Origin of the sequence: Treponema sp. JC4 (assembly GCF_000260795.1) — a bacterium.
Taxonomy (GTDB): domain Bacteria; phylum Spirochaetota; class Spirochaetia; order Treponematales; family Treponemataceae; genus Treponema_D.
Genome location: NZ_AJGU01000002.1, coordinates 251,675 through 271,239, shown reverse-complemented (window position 1 = coordinate 271,239; position 19,565 = coordinate 251,675). Strand labels below are relative to the sequence as shown.

At 44.2% G+C, this 19,565-nt stretch carries 14 protein-coding genes and 1 pseudogene; 6 read left to right on the top strand and 9 right to left on the bottom strand.

Translation table 11 applies throughout. From position 1 onward, the window contains the following. Positions 1-69: 69 nt before the first annotated feature. Positions 70-2,562: a glycoside hydrolase family 3 C-terminal domain-containing protein gene (locus MSI_RS02355; RefSeq protein WP_009103273.1), complete on the bottom strand. Its 2,493-nt coding sequence runs from the start codon at positions 2,560-2,562 to the stop codon at positions 70-72. Positions 2,563-2,659: 97 nt separating this feature from the next. Here MSI_RS02355 and MSI_RS02350 point away from each other — a divergent pair, with 97 nt between their 5' ends. Continuing rightward, positions 2,660-3,676, top strand: a complete 1,017-nt coding sequence (locus MSI_RS02350; RefSeq protein WP_009103270.1) for a ribonuclease III domain-containing protein — start codon at positions 2,660-2,662, stop codon at positions 3,674-3,676. A 27-nt stretch (positions 3,677-3,703) separates the two neighbouring features. Continuing rightward, positions 3,704-4,489: a uridine phosphorylase gene (gene udp, locus MSI_RS02345; protein WP_009103268.1), complete on the top strand. Its 786-nt coding sequence runs from the start codon at positions 3,704-3,706 to the stop codon at positions 4,487-4,489. 157 nt (positions 4,490-4,646) lie between these two features. Here udp and MSI_RS14970 read toward each other — a convergent pair whose 3' ends face one another. The 4 genes and pseudogenes from MSI_RS14970 to MSI_RS02330 all read right to left on the bottom strand — a co-directional run bounded on the left by MSI_RS14970 (position 4,647) and on the right by MSI_RS02330 (position 9,799). After that, a complete protein-coding gene (locus MSI_RS14970) occupies positions 4,647-5,153 on the bottom strand; it encodes a hypothetical protein (RefSeq protein WP_255324458.1) in 507 nt (168 codons plus the stop codon). A gap of 90 nt (positions 5,154-5,243) precedes the next feature. After that, a pseudogene (gene lysS / locus MSI_RS02340) lies at positions 5,244-6,851 on the bottom strand (lysine--tRNA ligase); the annotation flags it as partial. 51 nt (positions 6,852-6,902) lie between these two features. After that, positions 6,903-8,579, bottom strand: a complete 1,677-nt coding sequence (locus MSI_RS02335) for a radical SAM protein (protein WP_009103263.1) — start codon at positions 8,577-8,579, stop codon at positions 6,903-6,905. A gap of 2 nt (positions 8,580-8,581) precedes the next feature. Then, a complete protein-coding gene (locus MSI_RS02330) occupies positions 8,582-9,799 on the bottom strand; it encodes a glycosyltransferase (protein ID WP_009103260.1) in 1,218 nt (405 codons plus the stop codon). A 74-nt stretch (positions 9,800-9,873) separates the two neighbouring features. Between MSI_RS02330 and MSI_RS02325 the strand changes: the two genes are divergently transcribed. Continuing rightward, positions 9,874-11,217, top strand: coding sequence for an MATE family efflux transporter (locus MSI_RS02325; RefSeq protein WP_009103258.1), 1,344 nt, complete (start codon positions 9,874-9,876; stop codon positions 11,215-11,217). A 410-nt stretch (positions 11,218-11,627) separates the two neighbouring features. Here the strand turns inward: MSI_RS02325 and MSI_RS02320 are convergent, their stop codons facing one another. Beyond that, positions 11,628-12,125 carry a DUF2147 domain-containing protein gene (locus MSI_RS02320; protein WP_009103256.1) on the bottom strand — a complete coding sequence of 166 codons (498 nt, stop codon included), beginning with the start codon at positions 12,123-12,125 and terminating at the stop codon, positions 11,628-11,630. A 164-nt stretch (positions 12,126-12,289) separates the two neighbouring features. On the opposite strand from MSI_RS02320, the gene trxB reads away from it, so the two are divergent. Genes trxB through MSI_RS02305 form a run of 3 tightly spaced genes read left to right on the top strand, consistent with a single transcriptional unit; the run spans position 12,290 to position 15,473 of the window. Continuing rightward, positions 12,290-13,204, top strand: a complete 915-nt coding sequence (gene trxB / locus MSI_RS02315; RefSeq protein WP_009103253.1) for a thioredoxin-disulfide reductase — start codon at positions 12,290-12,292, stop codon at positions 13,202-13,204. Positions 13,205-13,213: 9 nt separating this feature from the next. Beyond that, positions 13,214-13,777, top strand: coding sequence for a hypothetical protein (locus MSI_RS02310; RefSeq protein ID WP_009103252.1), 564 nt, complete (start codon positions 13,214-13,216; stop codon positions 13,775-13,777). A 22-nt stretch (positions 13,778-13,799) separates the two neighbouring features. Continuing rightward, positions 13,800-15,473 carry a glycoside hydrolase family 3 protein gene (locus MSI_RS02305; protein WP_237706477.1) on the top strand — a complete coding sequence of 558 codons (1,674 nt, stop codon included), beginning with the start codon at positions 13,800-13,802 and terminating at the stop codon, positions 15,471-15,473. On the opposite strand, the gene MSI_RS02300 is transcribed toward MSI_RS02305, so the two are convergent. From MSI_RS02300 to MSI_RS02290, 3 genes are all read right to left on the bottom strand, one after another. Continuing rightward, a complete protein-coding gene (locus MSI_RS02300; protein ID WP_009103248.1) occupies positions 15,470-16,150 on the bottom strand; it encodes a tRNA-uridine aminocarboxypropyltransferase in 681 nt (226 codons plus the stop codon). The two genes, MSI_RS02305 and MSI_RS02300, sit on opposite strands and share 4 nt — an antisense overlap. A gap of 2 nt (positions 16,151-16,152) precedes the next feature. Further along, the gene (locus MSI_RS02295; protein WP_039924030.1) at positions 16,153-17,856 is read right to left on the bottom strand and encodes an AMP-binding protein; all 1,704 of its coding nucleotides are present in this window, start codon (positions 17,854-17,856) and stop codon (positions 16,153-16,155) included. A gap of 211 nt (positions 17,857-18,067) precedes the next feature. After that, positions 18,068-19,510, bottom strand: a complete 1,443-nt coding sequence (locus MSI_RS02290; protein WP_009103245.1) for a hypothetical protein — start codon at positions 19,508-19,510, stop codon at positions 18,068-18,070. Positions 19,511-19,565 lie beyond the last annotated feature (55 nt).

Here is a 19,565-nt window from a genome sequence, read left to right as displayed (position 1 = left end):
CTAGCGCGGCACCAAAAATAGAATGTTTTTGTCCCACACCCTGCTCCCTCGCGCTGATTTTTTTTAACTTTACCTTCCAAATATAAGTTCCCTGCATGCGGCTAAGAACCTGCGGTTTACAAGGTGTACCAGGGCTCTGGCGAATTTTGGCTTGAACTTGCAGGCTGTCAAAAGGATGATGCTTTCAATAGGGTTTTCGGTCATACCGCAGACTGCGATTTTTACGGCAGGGTCGTTTTCGTTGCGGCCCATTTTTTTGTTGTCTTCAATAATTCCGTTTACAATCTTATCAAGCTGCTTTTTGCAGACTTTGCTGATTGCAGCTCCTTCTGCAAGGGAATTGTAAATTGTAAAAGTGCCTGGAACCGGTGCAGAGTCATCAGGAAGAGGCTCTTTGTAGAGGCTGGCAAAATCCTTGTGATTAAACATTTCTCCGTCAACGGCTTCAAAGTATGAAGGAAGACGTTCTTTATCATTTGCCTTGTAGTCCATGCCTTTTACAGTGATTTTTTCAGACAGTTTTACATCAGAAAGCGATGCCGCAATCTGGATTTCGTAAGTGCCAGACGGAGCTATGTATTTTCCACTTTCAACATCAAAGAGGATGAAGGCTTTTGCGTCAAGTTCCAGAGTAACTTCTTTTTCTTCTCCGGCTTGGAGGAAAACTTTTGTAAAGGCGCGAAGTTCCTTGTTTGCGCGAAGGTAATCGCATTGAGGATTTTTTACGTAAAGCTGAACGACTTCTGAGCCGGCAAGCTTTCCTGTGTTTTTCAGGGTGAAAGTTACTGTCAGCTTATTTGTTGCATTTGCTGTGTCACCGTAACCAGATTTGCCTCCTACGTTTCCAAGTGCCTCGTTAGCATCTGCCGCGTCAAAGTCAGATGCAGAAACTTTCAGTTTTGAATATTCAAAGCTTGTGTAGGAAAGTCCGAAGCCAAAGTCAAAGCGTACAGGCACTTTGAAGGTGTCGTAGTAGCGGTAGCCTGTGAAAATGCTTTCGCGGTATTCAATAGCACTTTCCTCCTTGCCCCAGGTTGCGCGCGATGGAAGGTCTTTTTCTGAGAAGGGGAAGCTTTCAGAAAGTTTTCCACTTGGATTAACTTCTCCTGTAAGAAGTGCTGCACAGGCTTCTCCGCAAGCCTCTCCTGCCAGTGCCATGTGAAGAATAGCGTTCAAATCATCATAGAAAGGAAGGGCAAAGGGAGAGCCGCCAAAAGTTACGGCAATTACTTTTGCCTTTACAGTAAAAATCTTATTGATGACTTTTAACTGCTCTGCTGGTAAAGCCATATCGTGGCGGTCAAAGCCTTCGCCTTCTGTTCGGTTTGTTAGACCGCAGAAAAGCAGAACCGGGGTATTTTCTTCTGCTGCTTTTTTTGCAAGAGCGACAGCTTTTTCTGCCAAAGCCTTGCGTTCCTGGTCAGAAGTGCTTTCAACCTTATCATCAGCCGGATATGCAGGCTCGTATTCAATTTCAAAGCCCTTATGCTTGAGGCATTCGATTACATTAGGGCCAGGAGTTGCGTTGATGTGGCTTGAACCGCCTCCCTGAATGCGCATGTCTTCGGCCATCTGTCCCAGAATGATGATTTTCTGAGGTTTGAGTGGCAGTGCCCCGTCATTTTTAAGAAGAACAGCCGAGTTTTCAGCAATTTTCTTCGCGGTCAAATGAGCCTTATTGTAATCAGCCTTTATTTTCTGATTGTTTGCAAAACGTAGAACGACTTCAATTACCTTTTCGCAGGCGCGGTTAATTTCTTCTTCTGTGATTTCGCCGCGCTTAAAGGCCTTTTCAAGTTGACCTGGCTGATAGCCGCCGGAATCAGGCATGGCAAGGTTGAGGCCGGCTTTAATACAGGTCGGGAAATCAACTGCGGCACCCCAGTCAGAAATCAAAGCGCCCTTAAAGCCCCATTCGTCGCGCAGAATGTCCTTGATGATTTTTTTATTCTGACAGGTGTATTTTCCGTTGATTTTGTTGTAAGAAGCCATGATTGTTGAAGGCTGGGCGTTACGAACCGCAATTTCAAAAGGTCGCAGATAGATTTCGCGGAGGGCTCGCTCGTCAACAATAGAGTCCGAAGACTGTCGGCGGGTTTCCTGGTTGTTGCAGGCAAAATGCTTGATGGAAGTTCCCACGTTTTTCTTCTGCATTGCGTCTACGTATGCGGTGGCAAGAGAACCTGCCAGCAGAGGGTCTTCCGAAAAATATTCAAAGTTTCGTCCGCACATAGGCGAACGCTTAATATTCATTCCGCAGCCAAGTACGATTCCCACTTCCTCCTGCAGGGCCTGGTCAGCAATTTCTCCCGCCATTTCTTTTATCAAATCAAGATCCCAGGAGTTTGCAACGCAGCTTGCGGTCGGGAAGCAGGTTGAAGGAATAGAGTCGTTAATATCAACCTGACCTGCGCCCTGTTTTCTAAGTCCGTGAGGTCCGTCTGTCATCATGATTTTTGGAAGTTTTCCGGCAGCATCAAAAGTGTACCAGCCGCCTACGCCGTTCAAAAGTCTGATTTTCTCTTTAAGAGTAAGAGATTTTAAAATTTCGTTTACAGTCATATAAAAAATTATAAACGAGGAGTGAAGAAAAGTGTAAAAAATATTGTTGTAAATTTATGTGTGCAATTCATTGCGCTGTGATATAATTAGATAGTTTATGACAAAAGCAGACCTTGAAGTCATTCAGACAAAAATTAACTACACTTTCTCAAATCCAAAGCTTCTGGAACAGGCTTTTACGACAAAGGCTTATTCAAGGCAGAATCCCGAGCATATGGATTATGAGCTTCTGGAATTCTTTGGAGATAAGGTTCTGACTTTTATTCTTGCAAAGGAATTTGCAGAACATTTCTGTAAGATTAAGAAAAAGCAGTTTTCTTCTAATGAAACCGAATGTTCTCTTACCCAGCGCAATTCAGAGCTGATAAAGAACGAGAATCTTGCTGAAAAAATTGAAATTGCCGGGTTAAACAAATTTACAATAAAACTTCCCTTTGAGCGGATAATCGGAAAGAGGGAAGGTGATTTACTGGAATCAATTCTGGGTGCAGTTGCAGTTGATTCTGAATGGAATGTTGAAGCAATTCAAAAGGTTGTGGATGCACTTTTAAATCCTGCTTCGGATTTTGAAAAAAATGATTATGAAAAAGAAAGCTTTATAATCCTTTTGAAAAAACTCTGCAAAAAATGTGCAATTCAGATTACTAATTTTCAGATAAGTGCAAATAAGGATAATACTTATACTTCAAAGCTTACCCTTGAATGCGACGGGGATATAAAGAAATTCAGCCAGAAGGCAAAGACGGAAATTGGAGCTAAACTCAGCGTTGCCCGTGCCGCCTACCTTTTTATCAAAAAATTCTGGCTTTATCAGCCGGCTGAAGAATGGATAGAAAATCCTGTGAGCCAGCTGAATTCGCTCAGGCAGAACAAGTGGATTTTGAGCGCAAAATACGAATGCAGTCAGCTTGAAAAATCACTCTGGACTTGTACCTGTACGGTAGAACGTTCGGAAGACAAAACGGTAGTCGTAGAGGTTGAAAAGCCTTCTCAGAAAAAGGCAAAAAACGCCGCCGCACTAAAAGCATTGTGCATAATACTTAATCAGGTTCGCGAAGAACAAACCGGCCGCGGTAAAGGTCTTTTGCGTCTGATTTTGGAAAGATATATTTAGTTTGAAAACCAAAAGGAGAAAAAAATTATGGTAGATTATACAGAAGGTTCAGGAAAACAGTATCACACAGGAGTTGGACCTGCAGACATCGGCGAATATGTTATTATGCCGGGCGACCCAAAACGCTGCGCAAAAATTGCAGAACACTTTGACAATGCAAAATTAGTTGCAGATGTCCGCGAATACGTTACCTACACAGGAACGCTGGACGGAGTTAAGGTAAGCGTAACTTCTACAGGTATCGGCGGTCCTTCTGCTTCCATCGCGATTGACGAACTTGCTAAATGCGGCGCAAAGACTTTTATTCGCGTCGGCACCTGCGGCGGTATGCAGGAAGACGTTATGGGCGGCGACATTGTAATTGCAACCGGCGCCATCCGTATGGAAGGTACAAGTCGCGAGTTTGCCCCGATTGAATTCCCAGCCGTTCCAAACCTGGACGTTACAAATGCCCTTGTTCAGGCCGCAAAAAATCTTGGAATCCGCAATCACGCCGGAGTTGTTCAGTGTAAGGATTCTTTCTTCGGTCAGCACGAACCTGAAATCATGCCGGTAAGCTACGAACTTCAGAATAAATGGGAAGCCTGGCTGAGACTTGGCTGTCTTGCCAGCGAAATGGAAAGCGCCGCCCTCTTCGTAGCCGGAAGCTTCCTCCGCGTTCGTGTAGGTTCCTGCTTCTTAGTAGTTGCAAATCAGGAGCGTGCAAAGAAAGGCCTTGAAAACAAACAGGCTCACGATACCGAACTTGCAATTAAAACTGCGGTAGAAGCCCTCCGCATTCTGATTAAACAGGATAAGGCTGCTGGTAAATAAGCTGAAACAATAAGGTTAAATAGAAAAGGGGAAGCTCTCAGGCTTCCCCTTTTTGTTATGGTTGCTAGAAAAAATTGCCACAACATTTTGCTAAAAGCAAAATGTTAAGCAAAGGTTGGTGTTGCTGCAAACTGTAATTTACATTACGACCCTTGCATTAGTGTATAGCGCCGTTCTTATACTTTTCTACAGTAATGAACTTACCGTTTGAACCAATCTTTTTACCTTCAACTTCAACAAATCCGTCTTTAGTAGAAAGATTCATTTCTGCAAATTTTTCAGGTTTTACAAAGCACATTTCTGCAACGTCAGCTGGAACATCGAATCCTTCCGGTTCAAGAATAGTACCTGGTTCAAAATCATCAGCAAAAATAACTTCGCAGGTATCGTGGTCATCTGCACCGCCTTCGCTTGCTGCAAGAAGCATACCGTTACTGCGAACTCCGCGGAAGTTTGCTGGCTTCAAGTTGTAAACAAGAACAATGTTGCGGTTCAAAAGCTCTTCCGGCTTATAGAACTGAACGATTGAGCTTACAATCTGGCGAGGTTCTGCGTCACCTGTATTCAAAGTCAAAATGTAAAGGAAGCTTCCGCCCGGATGCTGCTCTACTTTTTCAATTTTGCTGACCTTAAGAATTACACGGCGGCTGAATCGTTCTGCCAATGGCAATTTATCGATTTCCGCAGGAGTAAGTTTTTTGTTTGAAGCAGCCTTTTTAAGTTCTTCTTCAGAAACTCCTTCAACGCTGCCCAAAAGTTTTTCAAGCTTATCCTTTCCGATAATTCTCATAAAGCTTCCAAGTCGAGGCCCCTGATCTTTTCCAATCAAAGCCTGGTACAAAGCTGTAAACAAAGCCTTAGCGTCAAGACCAAGCTCAGTTGCAACAGCGTAAATTGCTTCCTGACAGTCTTTATCAATCTGGAAAGTATCAATCTTTGGAACAACGTCGCTCAAAACCTTAGCAACAGCCTTAGCCATATCCTGTGGCAATTTAGCCTTAGTTCCTTCCTTGCGCAAAGCAAAGCAGAACTCAGGAGCGCAGTCTGGAGCTGAATGCTGAATCCAGAACCAAGCGCAGGCAATACGGCGGCGAAGACGTTCTTCCTGCTCAGGTTTTACATCACCCAAAGAAGCAATAACCTTGTCTGCATCGCCAGAATAAATCTGCAGCAGAGTTGAAAGCATACGGATTGTAATCTGGTAAGGCATTGTTTCAGGAATCTTTCCGTCAATCTGAGAAAGCATGTAAATGCGTTTTTCTTTATTAAAGTGGTCTTCAGATTTTGCCTTATCAACGCCATAAACAATACGTTCAGTCTTGTCGTAGTCTTCGTAAACTTTAAGAACGTCCATATCAAAGCTGATGGCAAATTCTGTGTTAGGACGGGTTCCCGCAAAGAGGTAGCGCAAAACTTCAGCCTGGTAAACATCCAGAGCATCAGGCAAAGCAATAACCTTACCCTTAGAAGAAGACATTTTTCCTGGAACTCCCTTAAGGTTTACAAAGTCATAGCGCATGGTAACCGGAGCGTCCCAGCCGTAAATGCGTTTAGAAACAAGTTTTGCTGTATCGTAGCTTCCGCCAGGACTAATATGATCCTTTCCACCCGGCTCGAATACTACTTTTTCTTCGTTCCATCTCATAGGCCAGTCAACACGCCAGCCAAGCTTAGCACCCTTAAATGTGCGGATATCAGCAGTTTCGCAGTGACCGCATTCGCACTTGTAAGTAATGCCGTATTCTCCATCGTAATCAGTAATTTCAGTTGTGTCTTTGTTACACTTTCCGCAGAAAATAGCAACAGGCCAATAAACGTCGCTGTCCTTCATTTTGTGAGCGTCATCGCGGTATTCGTTCAGACAGCCCTTAATAACGTCGCGGTTCTGCATTGCAAGCTTCATACCTTCTGCATAGCGGTTTGCACGATAGCGGCTAGCCTGATACAAAAACTCCGGCGCAATACCAACGCGAGGAAGCTGCTGTTCAATATCAACCTCGTGGTGGCGGGCATAGTTTTCGTTGCGGCTTGTAGTATCCGGAACCATAGTAATAGGATAGCGGAGATATTTTTCAAGAATTTCAGGATCCGGCATGTTAGCTGGAACCTTGCGGAATACGTCGTAGTCGTCCCATGAATAAATAAAGCGTACTTTCTTACCGCGGTCACGAAGCGCGCGAACAACTAAATCTACAGTAATAATTTCGCGGAAGTTTCCCAAATGAACTGTTCCCGACGGTGTAATTCCCGACGCACAGGTGTAAGAATCCAAATCACCCTTTTCACGAATAATTTTGTCAGCCATCTGATCTGCCCAGTGGCAAAGTAAAGGGTCTTTCTTATTTTCGTTATTGTTACTCATAGCACAATATTATAGTAAAAAGCAAATATTTTGTCATTGAGGGGGAATTTTCTACTTCACAATCCTGAAATCCGAAATATGCCCGTTCATGAAGGTCTGGATTTTGCAAGGAGAGGGGCGGACATTCTGGCAGAAGAACCTGAGGTCGCTGGCGTATTCGCTGAAGAGGTATTCGGCGTTGTAGGAGAGGCTGACTTTTTCGGATTTGCCGCTTTCCTGGGTTCGCGCAAGGGCTCCGTTTAAACTTATAAGGTCTTTTGCCGCGCTGAAGAGGCGCTGCTGGCCTGTGCGGTCGAAAAGTTTTTTTATAAAGTCCAGCTGCAGTTTTTCTATCTGGGGATGCTGCAGATTTGTAAGATTTGGAAGGTGGCCGTTTCCCGTGCCGCCAGCCTTGCAGGCGTTTAAGTGGTCTGCAAACTGAGAGAAAAACTGAGAGGGGCGGATTTTTGCTGCATGGCAGATTGTGTTGAACCATGGTACGGCCCGGCCCTGATTGTAGAAAAGGTCGCAGGCAGCGGAAAGAGATGCGGCTCGGGAAATATCATCCTTGGAAAATAAATCTGTGTGGATGATGTGGTATGGGGGCTGTGGCTCAAATGTCAGGTGCAGGTCGCTGGCGCGGTCAAAAAGGTCAGTTCCGGGCAGCACTGAAAGGCAGAATAGCTCCAGATTGTTGGGGTAGAGGGAAATTGCAAAGTCTATTCCGTCTTTAAAGCCGCGGAGAGTCTCGCCGGGAAGCCCGTAAATCAAATCGAAGCCGAAAATTACACCTTCGCGGTTAAGAATTGCGATATTTTTTGTGAAATTCTTCTTATTGAAAGGGCGGTGAACCAGGGCAAGCACGTCTGGATTTGCGCTTTGCAGTCCGATTTGCACGGCGCAGGGGATTTTTGTAAAGGCTCGGGCAAGCTCCGGCGTGATGAACTCGGCCCGGGCTTCAAAATAATAGAATGTATCGGGCGTTTTCTGAGCCATAAGGCGGAGAATCTGAAGGGCGCGCTCCTTGTTAGCGTTGTAGGTTGGGTCGAGTACAAAGACCTGGGGGATTTTTTTTGCAGCAAAAAGCTCCAGTTCGGCGCGGATTCGTTCCATTGGAAAGAGGCGGACGGTTTTGCTTCCTTTTGATTCGTAGCAGTAGGAGCATTTGAAAGGGCAGCCACGGGCAAGTTCCCAGAGGGCGCCGCCGTATTCAGCCGGGTCAATTGTGCCGTCCAGGTAGGGAGAGCTGAGGCTTGCAAGGTCAATCTGTGCGTTTGCAAGCTGGCATTCTTTTTCTATCTGATGATGGCCGTCTTTCGCCGGTTTAGTATTATCTTCCGTCCCACTTAGCAGTTTTGCCACAAGAGCAGGGACTTTAATTTCCCCCTCGCCGGAAACGGTGTAGTCAAAGGCTGTAAAAACTTCCGGGTGAGCCGTAATTTCGGGGCCGCCCGCAATTGTGATAATTCCTTTTTCGCGGAGTTTTTGAGAAACTTCTTCCAGAAGGAGTCGGTTCCAGACAAAGACTGAAAAACATACGATTTGAGGTTTTTCTTCTATTAATTTTCTGAAAATTGAAGCGGCTGAGCAGTCCTGGTCTTCCATGGAAAAGGCTGTCAGTTTTACGTCGCAGAGTTCCCGGCTAAGCTCGCTTTGTTTTATTGCAGAGGCAATACAAGCGGCGCCAAGGGGCAGGGCCTGAGGAGATTTTTCTACTAAAAGGGTGGTGCAGATTACTAAGGGCTTCATACCTAGATTTTTTCGAGCATCTTCATCACTTTGTTTTCGTCGATTTTTTTCGGATAAGCCTTAATTACTTCTTCGTAAACCTTGATTGTCTTTTTTACGTGAGTTTCGATAGTAAACTTTTTAGTTACATCAAGGCTGCGGCGTGAAAACTGTTCCCGTTTGTGCTTGTCTTTTGCAAGCTCCAGAATGTGCTTTTCCATTTCGCGTTCTGTATCGCAAAGGTAGCCGTTCTGACCGTCAAAAACAGAATCAAGATAGCTGTCGTCGCGGCGGAGTACAAGAGGAAGTCCTGTCATCTGGGCTTCAAGAATTGTCATGGAATGCATTTCAGAAAGCGAGCAGGTAACAAAAATATTTGCTGTTTCGTAGTAGGTGTGAACCTTCTGCCAGTCAACAAAGCCTGTAAAGATGATTTTTTTCTCTAAGATTTCGTTGCGGGCAGCGTAAACCAGTTCTTCGTAGGCAGGGCCGTTTCCGACAATAACCGCCTTAATCTTAGGATTTTTTGCCGTAACATTCTGGAAAACCTTTACAAGCTCAATTACCCGCTTTTCTTCTCCAACGCGGCCGACAAACAAAAGCATAATGTCGTCTTTGTCTATTCCAAGCTGAGTTCGGAGGGCAAGTTTTTCTTCTTCTGTTGCATGCTCTGCCATAAACTTTGAGCTGTCAATTGAGTTTGGAATAATGACTGACGGCACCTGAGGAATCATATCCGGCTGCTTGTAGTAATTACGGGCCTTTACTGAAACGCCAATCAAAGCATGGAATTTTTTGTAAAAGTGATTCATAAAGCTTACGACCATAGAAGGACGCATGATTTTCTGAACATGAGGAAGATAATATTTATAAAAATCGACCCACATAGTGTGTGTTGTACAGATTGCAGGAATTTTCAGGATTCTTGCGGCGCGAAGGCCTGCTTTTCCAACTCCGAATTCAGTATGACAATGAATTATTTCTACATTCTGGGCTTTCAAATAATGAACAAGAGGATGCATTGCAGGAAGGGCTAAAAACTGGTCTGTGCCAAGTCCAAGCGGAACTGAATGAACGCGGTAAATATCCGGATCATCTGTTGTATATTCATCTGTTGTATTTACGGTCACAAGAATTACCCGGTGACCCATTTTGATAAGCTGCTCCCTCAGCTGAACAACCACTGTAACGATACCTGACTTTGTGGGTAAATAACTGTCTGAAAATAAAGCAATTGTCATAACTTTAATTTTACATCAAAATGAAGAAAAATGGTATTAGAACATTTTTAGTTTTTTAATTTTTTGGATTTTTTATGAATACAGAAGCAAAAGATTTTTATAAATCACTGGCAAGACTCGTTACCCCGATTGCAATTCAAAACCTTATTTCTGCAGCAGTTAGCTCTGTGGATGTAATCATGCTGGGCTATGTTGGTCAGACCGCAATTGCCGCAAGTTCTCTTGCAGGTCAGGTTGTCTTTATTCTCTTTATGATTACCATTGGTCTTTCTTCCGGCCTTGGAATGCTTTGTGCCCAGTACTGGGGAAAAAAGGATCTGGATTCAATCCGCACCCTTACAGGAATTGCCCTGCGTATTTCTTTGACTGTTGGTCTTATTTTTGGTTTTGCGGCAATGTTCACTCCGCATTTTTTAATGAAGATTTTTACTTCTGATCCAAACTTGATTGAAACCGGTGTTGTTTATCTTCGCGTGGTGGGCTTTTCCTATATTTTTATGTCTATCACCCAGACCTTCTGTGCCACCTTCAAAAGTGTAGAAAAAGTAAAAATTGCGACAGCCCTGACTTTCCTGGCTCTAGGAACCAATGTCTGCTTGAACGCCGTATTCATTTTCGGACTTTTTGGCGCTCCAAAACTTGGAATCATGGGTGTTGGAATTGCAACTTCAATTTCCCGCGCGCTTGAACTTGCTGTCTGCCTTATTTATGCTGCCCGCCAGAAGGAACTTCGCCTTACAATGTCAGTTCTTTTCCGCCGCAGCAAGGATCTTACCCACGACTTTTTCAAATATTCTCTGCCTGCCCTTGGAAATGAACTGGTCTGGGGAGCCGCTTTTTCAATGTATTCTGTAATTCTTGGCCATCTTGGAGAAGATATTGTTGCTGCCAATTCAATTGTAAACGTTGTGCGTAATCTTGCTTCTATTATCTGCTTTGGTATGGCTTACGGTGGTGCAATAATTTTAGGAAAAACAATTGGTGCGGGCGATATGGCTCTTGCCGAACGTAACGGTTCACGTCTTGTGCGAAGTACCATTGCCGCAGGGCTTTTAGGCGGTCTTGCCATGATCTGCATGTATCCGATTATGCCTCATCTTGCCAAGCTTACAGAAACTGCGGCTCATTACAGAAATGTTCTTTTGTTTATCAATTCCTACTCAATCGTCGGGGCTACAATCAACACAGTTTTGATTTGCGGTATTTTCCGCGCCGGTGGAGATTCAAAGTTCGGCTTTATTCTGGATGCCTGCTTTATGTGGGGCGTTGCGGTTCCTGTGGGGCTTATCTGCGCCTTCGTCCTCAAGCTGCCGCCGCTCACAGTCTACTTTATTCTCTTCCTCGATGAGTTTGTAAAAATGCCGCCAAGCGTTATTCATTACTTTAAAAAAGGCTGGCTCAAGGATATCACTCGGTAGCGTAAAAATGTTAGCTACAGGTACAAGTGCCGCGACACTACCTGCCGTCTGCGCTGCGCGCATCCGCATTCAGGTTCATCCTTATTTTTAGAGGCGAGTCGTAATTCCAAGTCGCCTTCCGTGTTCCGCTACGCTCAGCCATCCACCTTGTGGCTGGCCGCCTGCGGCGCACTCCACGCTCCCGCCGTGTCTTGTTTTCCAGCAACTTGCGCTTGCGCAAGTTAAGGCGTGGTTACGGGCATCTGGAAGTTGGTGTTAAGATTACGACCACGCCAATAAAAAGGCAGCCGCCCGCGAGAAACTATGAAAAACTCACGGGCGGCTATAAATATATCTAAAAAAAGGAGCTAAATTATGGCAGGAAGTTTACTTGCGGTGCTCTTGTGCATTTTGCACCGCAGTCGCACTAACTAACGGATAGCGCGGGCTTCTTCCTCAGTTGCTTTCTTCCAGTACTGGCTGCGACCGATTGGTCCGATTGAACCGCGCATTTCCAATGTATCTACAGAATATTTTTTGTTGTCTGCAGCGTGGAATGCGATTTTACATGTATATTTGCTTCCGTCGCCCGGGTCAACGATGCTGCCTTTTCCCCAAACACCTTCAGAAAGGTTTTCAAGATTGTAAATCCAGTCTGTACCAACCATTACCATTTCGCACAAAGGTCCCTGTTTTGGGAAATCTTTTGGAGTTGCTTTCTTAGCACCGTAAGCAACCTGATCCTGTGGCTCACCGTGAACGGCTGTCATAGTACCAAAGAGTTTTCCGTCTTTCTGATAGATGTACCAGCCGGCAGTTGCTTCGTTGGTTTTTTCATCATAAGAAATCCAGTAACCTTCTGCAGGGTCTGCAAAGCAGAATACAGAACCGATAAATAAAGCAGCAAGAATTGCAGTAATTTTTTTCATTTTTTTAAATCCTCCAAATTGCTTTTTTCTGTGAAGTGTGCTCTTCTTTACGTGATAGTCTTACTATCAATAGTATAGGAGAACTATCATATAATTGCAAGTTTTTTTTTCAAAATTCTTCGATTTTTTAAGATTAAGGGCGGAAAATTGTATATAATTTAAGTATGGATACTCGGATTTTCGATTATGTGATTATTGGAGCTGGTCCTGCTGGACTTGCTTCTGCTCAATATGCAGCTCGCGGAGGCCTTTTGTGTGTAGTACTCGATGCCTCAATGTCAGGCGGGCAGGTAGGACAGATTTCTGATCTCGAAAATTATCCGGGACTTTATCCATCGCAGAACGGCTCAGCTTTTATGCAGACAATGAAAGAACAGGCAGAAGCTTTTGGAGCCGAAATTGTAGAAGCCTTTGTTTCTTCAATCGACAAGCGGGATGAAAATTTTATCGTAACTACAAGAAAGACTATTTACTATGCAAGGGCGCTTTGTATTGCAACCGGTGCTGTTCATAGAGAGCTGGGAATTCCTGGTGAAGATAAATTCCAGGGTCGGGGTGTTTCTTACTGTGCAGTTTGTGACGGACCTTTTTTTGCCGGTAAGAAAATCTTTGTCGTAGGTGGAGGCGATTCAGCCTGCAGCGAGGCAACTTTCCTTACAAACATTTCAGATGATGTAAGCATTATTCACAGACGGGATTCCTTCCGGGCCCAGAAGGCTGTTGTGGAAAAAATGCTGAAGGCTGGTGTTAAGCCTCTTTACGATACAGTGGTGCGGGAAGTTCTTGGCGAGCATAAGGTTGAATGGCTTATGCTGGAAGATTTAAAAACTGGTAAGGTAACTGAAGTTCCTGCCGATGCCCTTTTTGTTTTTACGGGAATGCTTCCTCAGACTTCCCTTGTTGATATGCTTCCAAAGGATGAGGCGGGTTATATCATAACGGATGAAAATATGATGACTGCCATGCCAGGACTTTTTGTTGCGGGTGATGTCCGCTCAAAGCCTTTCCGTCAGATTGTAACTGCGGTTAATGACGGTGCAATTGCAGCTCATTCGGCTCAGAAATTTTTAGGAAGATAAGAGGCGGAAATGAAAAATATTACAGAAGCACTTTCGAATTTTTCTAAAAAGCTTTCCCGTTTTGAAGAGGCCCAAGATAAGGAATTTGTAAAGCCCCAAAGTAAGGATGCCGCCCTTCAGAAAAAAATAAATCTGACTGAAGAAGAAAAGATTGAAAAGATTAAGGCCCAATACGGAAAATATCTGAATCCTGTTTCCAGAGAAATTGAAGAAGATGAAGAAGCGGTCTTATCGGCCCTCCGAATTTTCAAGGCTGCTAAAAATGCAGAACAGACCGAAGTCTCTCAAAAAAAAGAAAAGCAGACTTCAATTCACCAGCTTGATTTTAAATCTCCCTTGTGCCAGAAGCAGGAATACCTTTATGGAAAAAATCTGCTTTATCTTACTTACTGGCTGCAGACAGTTCATGGCGAAAAAGAATGGATTCCTTCTATATATAAGTTTACTTCCGGCGAACGTTTTCTGGAATTTATTCCTGCCGAAACTAAACATTACGACTATGAGGAAACTTCAATCCTCAATATATTAAAAACATTAAATCAAACAGGCGGAAAAATAGATGAAAAAGCCTAGCTTCTTAGTTAAATGCTTAATAATGGCGTCACTTCTGATTGGAAGTGGCGGGGACTTTTTTGCCCAGACGATAAATGTAATGGAAAACCGCAATGTCACCTTCTGGTCAGACATTCCTGCAGACGAGCTTTCCCGCCTTATTACCGACCAGATGACAAATTCAGAACTCCTCAGTCAGACCTTTATGTTCGGCTGGGCGGGCGCTGAACCTCCTCTTCTTCTGCACTGGTGGGTTGAGCGCGGACTTGGCAGCATTAAGGTTTTCGGCTGGAACACGGACGACATTCACACGGTTGCAAAATCAGTTGCGACCATGCAGCATAAATCTGCGGAAGGCCGCTTTCAGATTCCTCTTTTTGTTGCCACAGACCAGGAAGGCGGCTGGGTTCGCCACGTAAAAGGAGACACTACAATTGCGCCGGGCAATATGGCAATCGGCGCTTCCGGCTATCCTATTGATTCCTGGAAAAGCGCCTACTACATCTGCCGCGAAATCAAGGTGCTTGGAATCAACATGAACTTTGCCCCGACCGTTGATCTTTTTACAAACCACGATTCAACGATTATAGGAACCCGAGCCTTTGGTGACGACCCGGACAAGGCCGGCATTCTTGGAAGTGCTTTCTTGAGCGGAAGTATGGCTGCAGGCGTTATTCCGACTGTAAAACACTTTCCGGGGCACGGCGATACAAGCCTGGATTCACACGGAAAGCTTCCTGTTATCAACGTAGATTTTGAAACCCTTAAAAAACGCGAGTTAGTTCCTTATATCTATCTTTTTAAAGAAGGCTGCCCGGCTCTTATGTCCGGTCATTTGAGTTTTCCTCTAATCGAAAAAAGCGGTGCTCCTGCAAGTCTTTCAAAATACTTCCTCACAGAAATCCTTCGCAATCAGATGGGCTACGAAGGACTTATCATCACTGATGATATGGCTATGGTTGGCGCTACAAGTTATGCGGGCTCTCTTTCAGCTGCCTTTAAAATGGCTCTGGAAGCCGGAAACGATATAATTCTTTCTTCCTCAACTCCTCTTTTGAACGAGCAGCTCTGGGTTAAAAACCTTGATTTAATGGATCATGATGATGAATTCCGTGCACGGGTAAAGGATGCTGCCCGCCGTGTTATCAAGGCAAAACTTGATTATTTTAAGAGCGAAAATCCCGCTCCTCTTTATCCAAATCCTGATACGATTGATGAATACGTGCCGGACCGCGAAGGAATGAAATTCTTCCTTGAGCAGGCCTGCCGTTCTATTACCGTTGAAAAGAAGGGTACAATGCCCCTTACTCAGGCAAATGCCGGTCGAATCCTTTTGTGCGGAAGTCTTCCAAACTTTTTCTCAGAAGCAAAAAAACGCTGGCCGGAAGCAGGTTTCTTCCGCTTTGACTACGATTTAGGACCAAACGGAACACAGTGGGTATTAGACAACCTTCCGCCTCTTGCCAGCGGTTACGACACTCTTATCATCTGTGTTTCCAGCGAAAATCACGCCAAAGTTGCAGAATATTTTAAGAAGAGCGGAAAGCGGGTTATAATCCTGAATACAATGTCTCCAAAACTCGGCGAACGTCTGGACTGGGCAGATACAGTTCTTCTGGGCTACAGCTGGCGTTGTGATTATTCCCTTACCGCCATGATTGCCGTTCTTGCCGGCGAGTTTGAAGCAATAGGCGAGAAACCCTACGCAGAAAATTAAAACTCCGGTATTTCTCTAAGCTTATTATACTTAGCGTCATAATTATGGGTGCTTGGTCTCAGCCCCATAATGCGCTCGTTTTCGGCAGTCAGCTGGAACTTAATCATTTCCTTAAAGACATCCATAAGAGGCTCGGGATTTACGGCTGCATTTGCAAGTCCGCAGGTCTGCAATTCCTTAATCATATAGTAGCAGCTTTCGATTGTGCTGATATATTCGGGTTTTGGTTCGTGTTTAAAAGTAAAAATCGAGCGGTAATCACCGAAAAAGCTGAGACGGGGATATTCCAGTAAAAAAGGATTGTGATCAATCATCTTTTTGGCGCAGAACCAGGTTGCGTCAAGAATAATTATAAGCGGGATTCGGTCACCAACAACTTCCTTAAATCCTTCTTTTTTTGCGTTCCAAGCCTGGTCGCCGGGGTACATCATCATTGGAAAATATTTCGGATCGTGTAAGAGAGTCTGTAATCTTTCGTTCTGGGAAAAATCCAGCCCCTGTATGATTTCTGAGTCTTTAAGGCTGATGTGGGCAAGCTGACCTGTTCCTGTGCGGTTTCGCTTTGCCTCTTTCGGGTGCATTAAAAATACAAACTTTACGCCCGGATCTAACTCGCGGGTAAAGCGGCATAAACAGTTAGAGGCGGGCTTAAAGCATTTGTAGCAGCGTTCGCTCACGGCTAGAAATCCTGCTTGATGTTCTGGGTATCTTTTCCCTTGTCTTTTTCGCGGATTTCAACACGGCGGATTTTTCCCGAAATTGTCTTTGGAAGCTCCTTTACAAACTCAAAGATGCGGGGACATTTATACATAGCTGTGTTTTCTTTTGCAAAGGTAGAAAGTTCGCGCTCCATATCGGCAGGGTCTTTTGAATCATATCCTGGAGAAAGCACGATTGTAGCCTTGATTGCCATACCGCGTTTTGGGTCGTCTACACCTGTAACTGCACATTCCATAACGGCAGGGTGCTTCTGCAAAATTGATTCAACTTCAAAAGGACTTACACGGTAACCGGCAGTCTTGATGATATCATCCTTGCGGCCAACGAACATAACATAGCCGTCTTCGTCCATGTAAACGTTATCACCTGTGTGATACCAGCCACCGTCAAAAGCGTCTGCAGTAAGAACAACGTCGCGGTAATAACCAACGAGGAGTCCGAAAGGATGTCCGTCTTCAACGTGAATACAAAGTTCGCCGACTTCTCCTGTCGGAACAGGCTTGTTGTTTTCATTAAGAATTGCTACATCATAAAGCGGGTTAGGACGACCCATTGAACCAGGCTTTATCGGAGAATATTCCATAAAGTTTCCGCAGATGATTGTTGATTCAGTCTGACCATAGCCTTCAAAAATCTTCTTTCCTGTTTTTTCAAGCCACTTGTTGAAAACTTCGTCGTTCAAAGCTTCTCCCGCTGTACTGAAGCGCACGCATTTACTCAAATCATATTTGTCCAGATCCTGACGAACAAGGAAGCGGTAAACGGTAGGAGGCGCACAGAAGGTTGTGAGACCGTATTTAGAAATCATTTCAAGCATTTTTGCAGGCTTGAACATATTCATATCGTAAACAAACTGAGCAGTTCCGCAAATCCACTGACCGTAAAGCTTACCCCAGGTAGCCTTTGCCCAGCCGGTTTCTGCAATTGAAAGGTGAAGACCGTCGTCCAGAACGCCGTGCCAGTATTTTGCAGTGATGATGTGTCCGATAGGGTAGTCAAAGTTCTGCAAAACCATCTTTGGATAGCCCGAAGTTCCCGAAGTAAAATAGAGAAGCATTGGGTCATCGTTGTGAGTTGCAGCGTCACCTACCGGGCGAGGGAATTCTGCAGGCAGGCGCTCATATTCCTCGTGGAAGCTGATCCAGTCGCCGTGAGGCTCCCCTACAGTTACAAGGTATTTTACGCTAGGCGACTTTGGCATTGATTTTTCAATTTCGCCCATGATGTTAGGGTTGTTGTAGGTGATAATCATCTTTACGTCGGCAGCGTTTGTGCGGTATTCAATATCGCTCTGCAAAAGCTGGTCGGTAGCAGGAATTACAATGGCACCGATTCTGTGAAGAGCCGGCATCAAAATCCACCATTCATAGCGGCGGCGCAAAATCAGCATTACAGTGTCGCCCTTTTTGATTCCCTTGGAAGTCAGCCAGTAAGCGGCGCGTTTTGATTCGCGTGAAATATCATCAAAAGTGAAAGTTTCTTCGTCGTTATTATCGTCAATCCATACAAGGGCGCGTTTTCCCGGGCAGTCCTTTGCGTAGCGGTCAACAATGTCGTATGCAAAGTTGAAGTCAGGGATAGTCTTCAAGCGGCAGTTAGCCTTAAAATCGTCGTAATCTTTAAATTCTCTGTCTTCAACTAAAAATTCATGTGAAAGTTCCATAACCTTTATCATAGCATTTTTGCAAACGATGAGCAAACGCATAAAATGCATGATAAACAAAATTGACTTCCGGTCGCAGAGTATGGTTCAAAACCGCTCGGTACCTCGCTACATGCTATTTTTGGAAGGAAACTATTGAACAGGCCGCTAGCGCGGCACCCAAAAATAGAATGTTTTTGCCCCATACTCTGCTTCCTTGCGTCAATTTTGTCTAAATCCCTCTTATTTCTCCTCCGTCCTTAAGCTTAATGGTCTTACCCTTCAGCCATTTGTTGTCAGGAGATTTTTTATTGTAATAAAGTGTATGTCCGTTTGAAACGATATTTGTGCATTTCTTATCACCGTTTTCAAAAACTTCCACATAAGAATCTGCTGTCAAATTTACAGTCGCTTTTTTATCAAGCTTAAGGTTTACGTGAGTTGATTTTATCATTTTGTTAATAGAGCCTGTGTATTCACTTCCTTCGCCAAAGTTTAAAATTACAAAACTGATTTCATCGGCAAATATATCTCCATTAAGAATCTGATTTTTAGTATTTACGGTTACCATTCCTCCGTTATTGCCTTTGCGTCCCCAGCCGCGTTCAGATTCATTTCCTTCTGCCTGCAAAAGAACATCGCCGGGGTTTTCAATTACTGTATTTTCAAGATTGATGATTCCCTGAGTGTTAGTAATATAGAAGAAAGCGCCGTCTGAAGTGCTTGTAAGTCTTGAATCCTTTGCAGTAAAGACACTTGTTCCCTGATCTGCATCTCCGCTCATACTCTGATAAAGCATGATTGCCTTGGAAGCTTCCTTGAGATGCTTACTTTCCTCTTTTCTTGTGCCGCCAGAAAGCTTTGAGTTTTCTACTAGAATAGAATTTTTTCCTTCGATAACTGCAATTTCAGAGCCATTTGCCTGTCCTTCAATATTTTTTACACAGATGTTGCCGGTTGAATAAATGACAGGAGAACCTTCTCCGTTTGTAACAGCAATTCCGCCGTTTATAATTACATCTCCTTCGCCCCGGTCAGTTGCAAAAGCTGCTGAATGAGCACCCTGAGTTTCAATATCAACGTTTTTTGCAAGGATTTTTCCGCCGTAGGTTGCATCAAGACCTCGTGATGAATTCTGTTTTGTGCGGATTTTAAGGTTTTCTGCCTCAATTACAGTGCCTTCTCCAGTTGCAAAAACAGCATTAGAACCGTCTGCGTCAGAAGTAATATTTACATTTTTTAGGCTCAGGCTGCTTTTTCCCTTTGCAATTACAGCCGCGTTTAGCCCGAAGAAATTACTCTGGCCTCCATTTGAAGAGTCGCCGGCATTTTTATAAAAACTTGAATCACTTACGCTGACCTTTGCTCTGTTTTCTGCCAGAAGAACGCTTTTATCCGCTTCTTCGCAAGTGTATTCGCCAGACCTAATTGTTTTTTCTTCGCCGCTTACTGTAATTGTAGCTGTAAGCTCCGGTTCTTTTTCATCAGGAATATGGCCGAACTCACCAGACATACCCTCCGGCGGAAGTCCGTCTGGCGGTGGTGGTAATTCCCCATCTGCAAAATCCTTTGGAGGCATACCTTTCGGCGGCTGCCTTAATTCTGTTTTATTCTGGACGGCATATAAGCCTAAAACAAGTAAAAGTCCTGAAATCATAAGAATGCATTTTTTCATAAATTACCTCGAAAATTGATTTATAAAGAACACAAAAGCCGGAGAGAATCGTTAC

Bases quoted from the DNA above. Each gene is read 5' to 3' on its own strand.
- MSI_RS02355 (WP_009103273.1), bottom strand. From the start codon at position 2,562: ATGACTGTAAACGAAATTTTAAAATCTCTTACTCTTAAAGAGAAAATC.
- MSI_RS02350 (WP_009103270.1), top strand. From the start codon at position 2,660: ATGACAAAAGCAGACCTTGAAGTCATTCAGACAAAAATTAACTACACT.
- udp (WP_009103268.1), top strand. From the start codon at position 3,704: ATGGTAGATTATACAGAAGGTTCAGGAAAACAGTATCACACAGGAGTT.
- MSI_RS02335 (WP_009103263.1), bottom strand. From the start codon at position 8,579: ATGAAGCCCTTAGTAATCTGCACCACCCTTTTAGTAGAAAAATCTCCT.
- MSI_RS02330 (WP_009103260.1), bottom strand. From the start codon at position 9,799: ATGACAATTGCTTTATTTTCAGACAGTTATTTACCCACAAAGTCAGGT.
- MSI_RS02325 (WP_009103258.1), top strand. From the start codon at position 9,874: ATGAATACAGAAGCAAAAGATTTTTATAAATCACTGGCAAGACTCGTT.
- MSI_RS02320 (WP_009103256.1), bottom strand. From the start codon at position 12,125: ATGAAAAAAATTACTGCAATTCTTGCTGCTTTATTTATCGGTTCTGTA.
- trxB (WP_009103253.1), top strand. From the start codon at position 12,290: ATGGATACTCGGATTTTCGATTATGTGATTATTGGAGCTGGTCCTGCT.
- MSI_RS02310 (WP_009103252.1), top strand. From the start codon at position 13,214: ATGAAAAATATTACAGAAGCACTTTCGAATTTTTCTAAAAAGCTTTCC.
- MSI_RS02305 (WP_237706477.1), top strand. From the start codon at position 13,800: ATGGCGTCACTTCTGATTGGAAGTGGCGGGGACTTTTTTGCCCAGACG.
- MSI_RS02295 (WP_039924030.1), bottom strand. From the start codon at position 17,856: ATGGAACTTTCACATGAATTTTTAGTTGAAGACAGAGAATTTAAAGAT.
- MSI_RS02290 (WP_009103245.1), bottom strand. From the start codon at position 19,510: ATGAAAAAATGCATTCTTATGATTTCAGGACTTTTACTTGTTTTAGGC.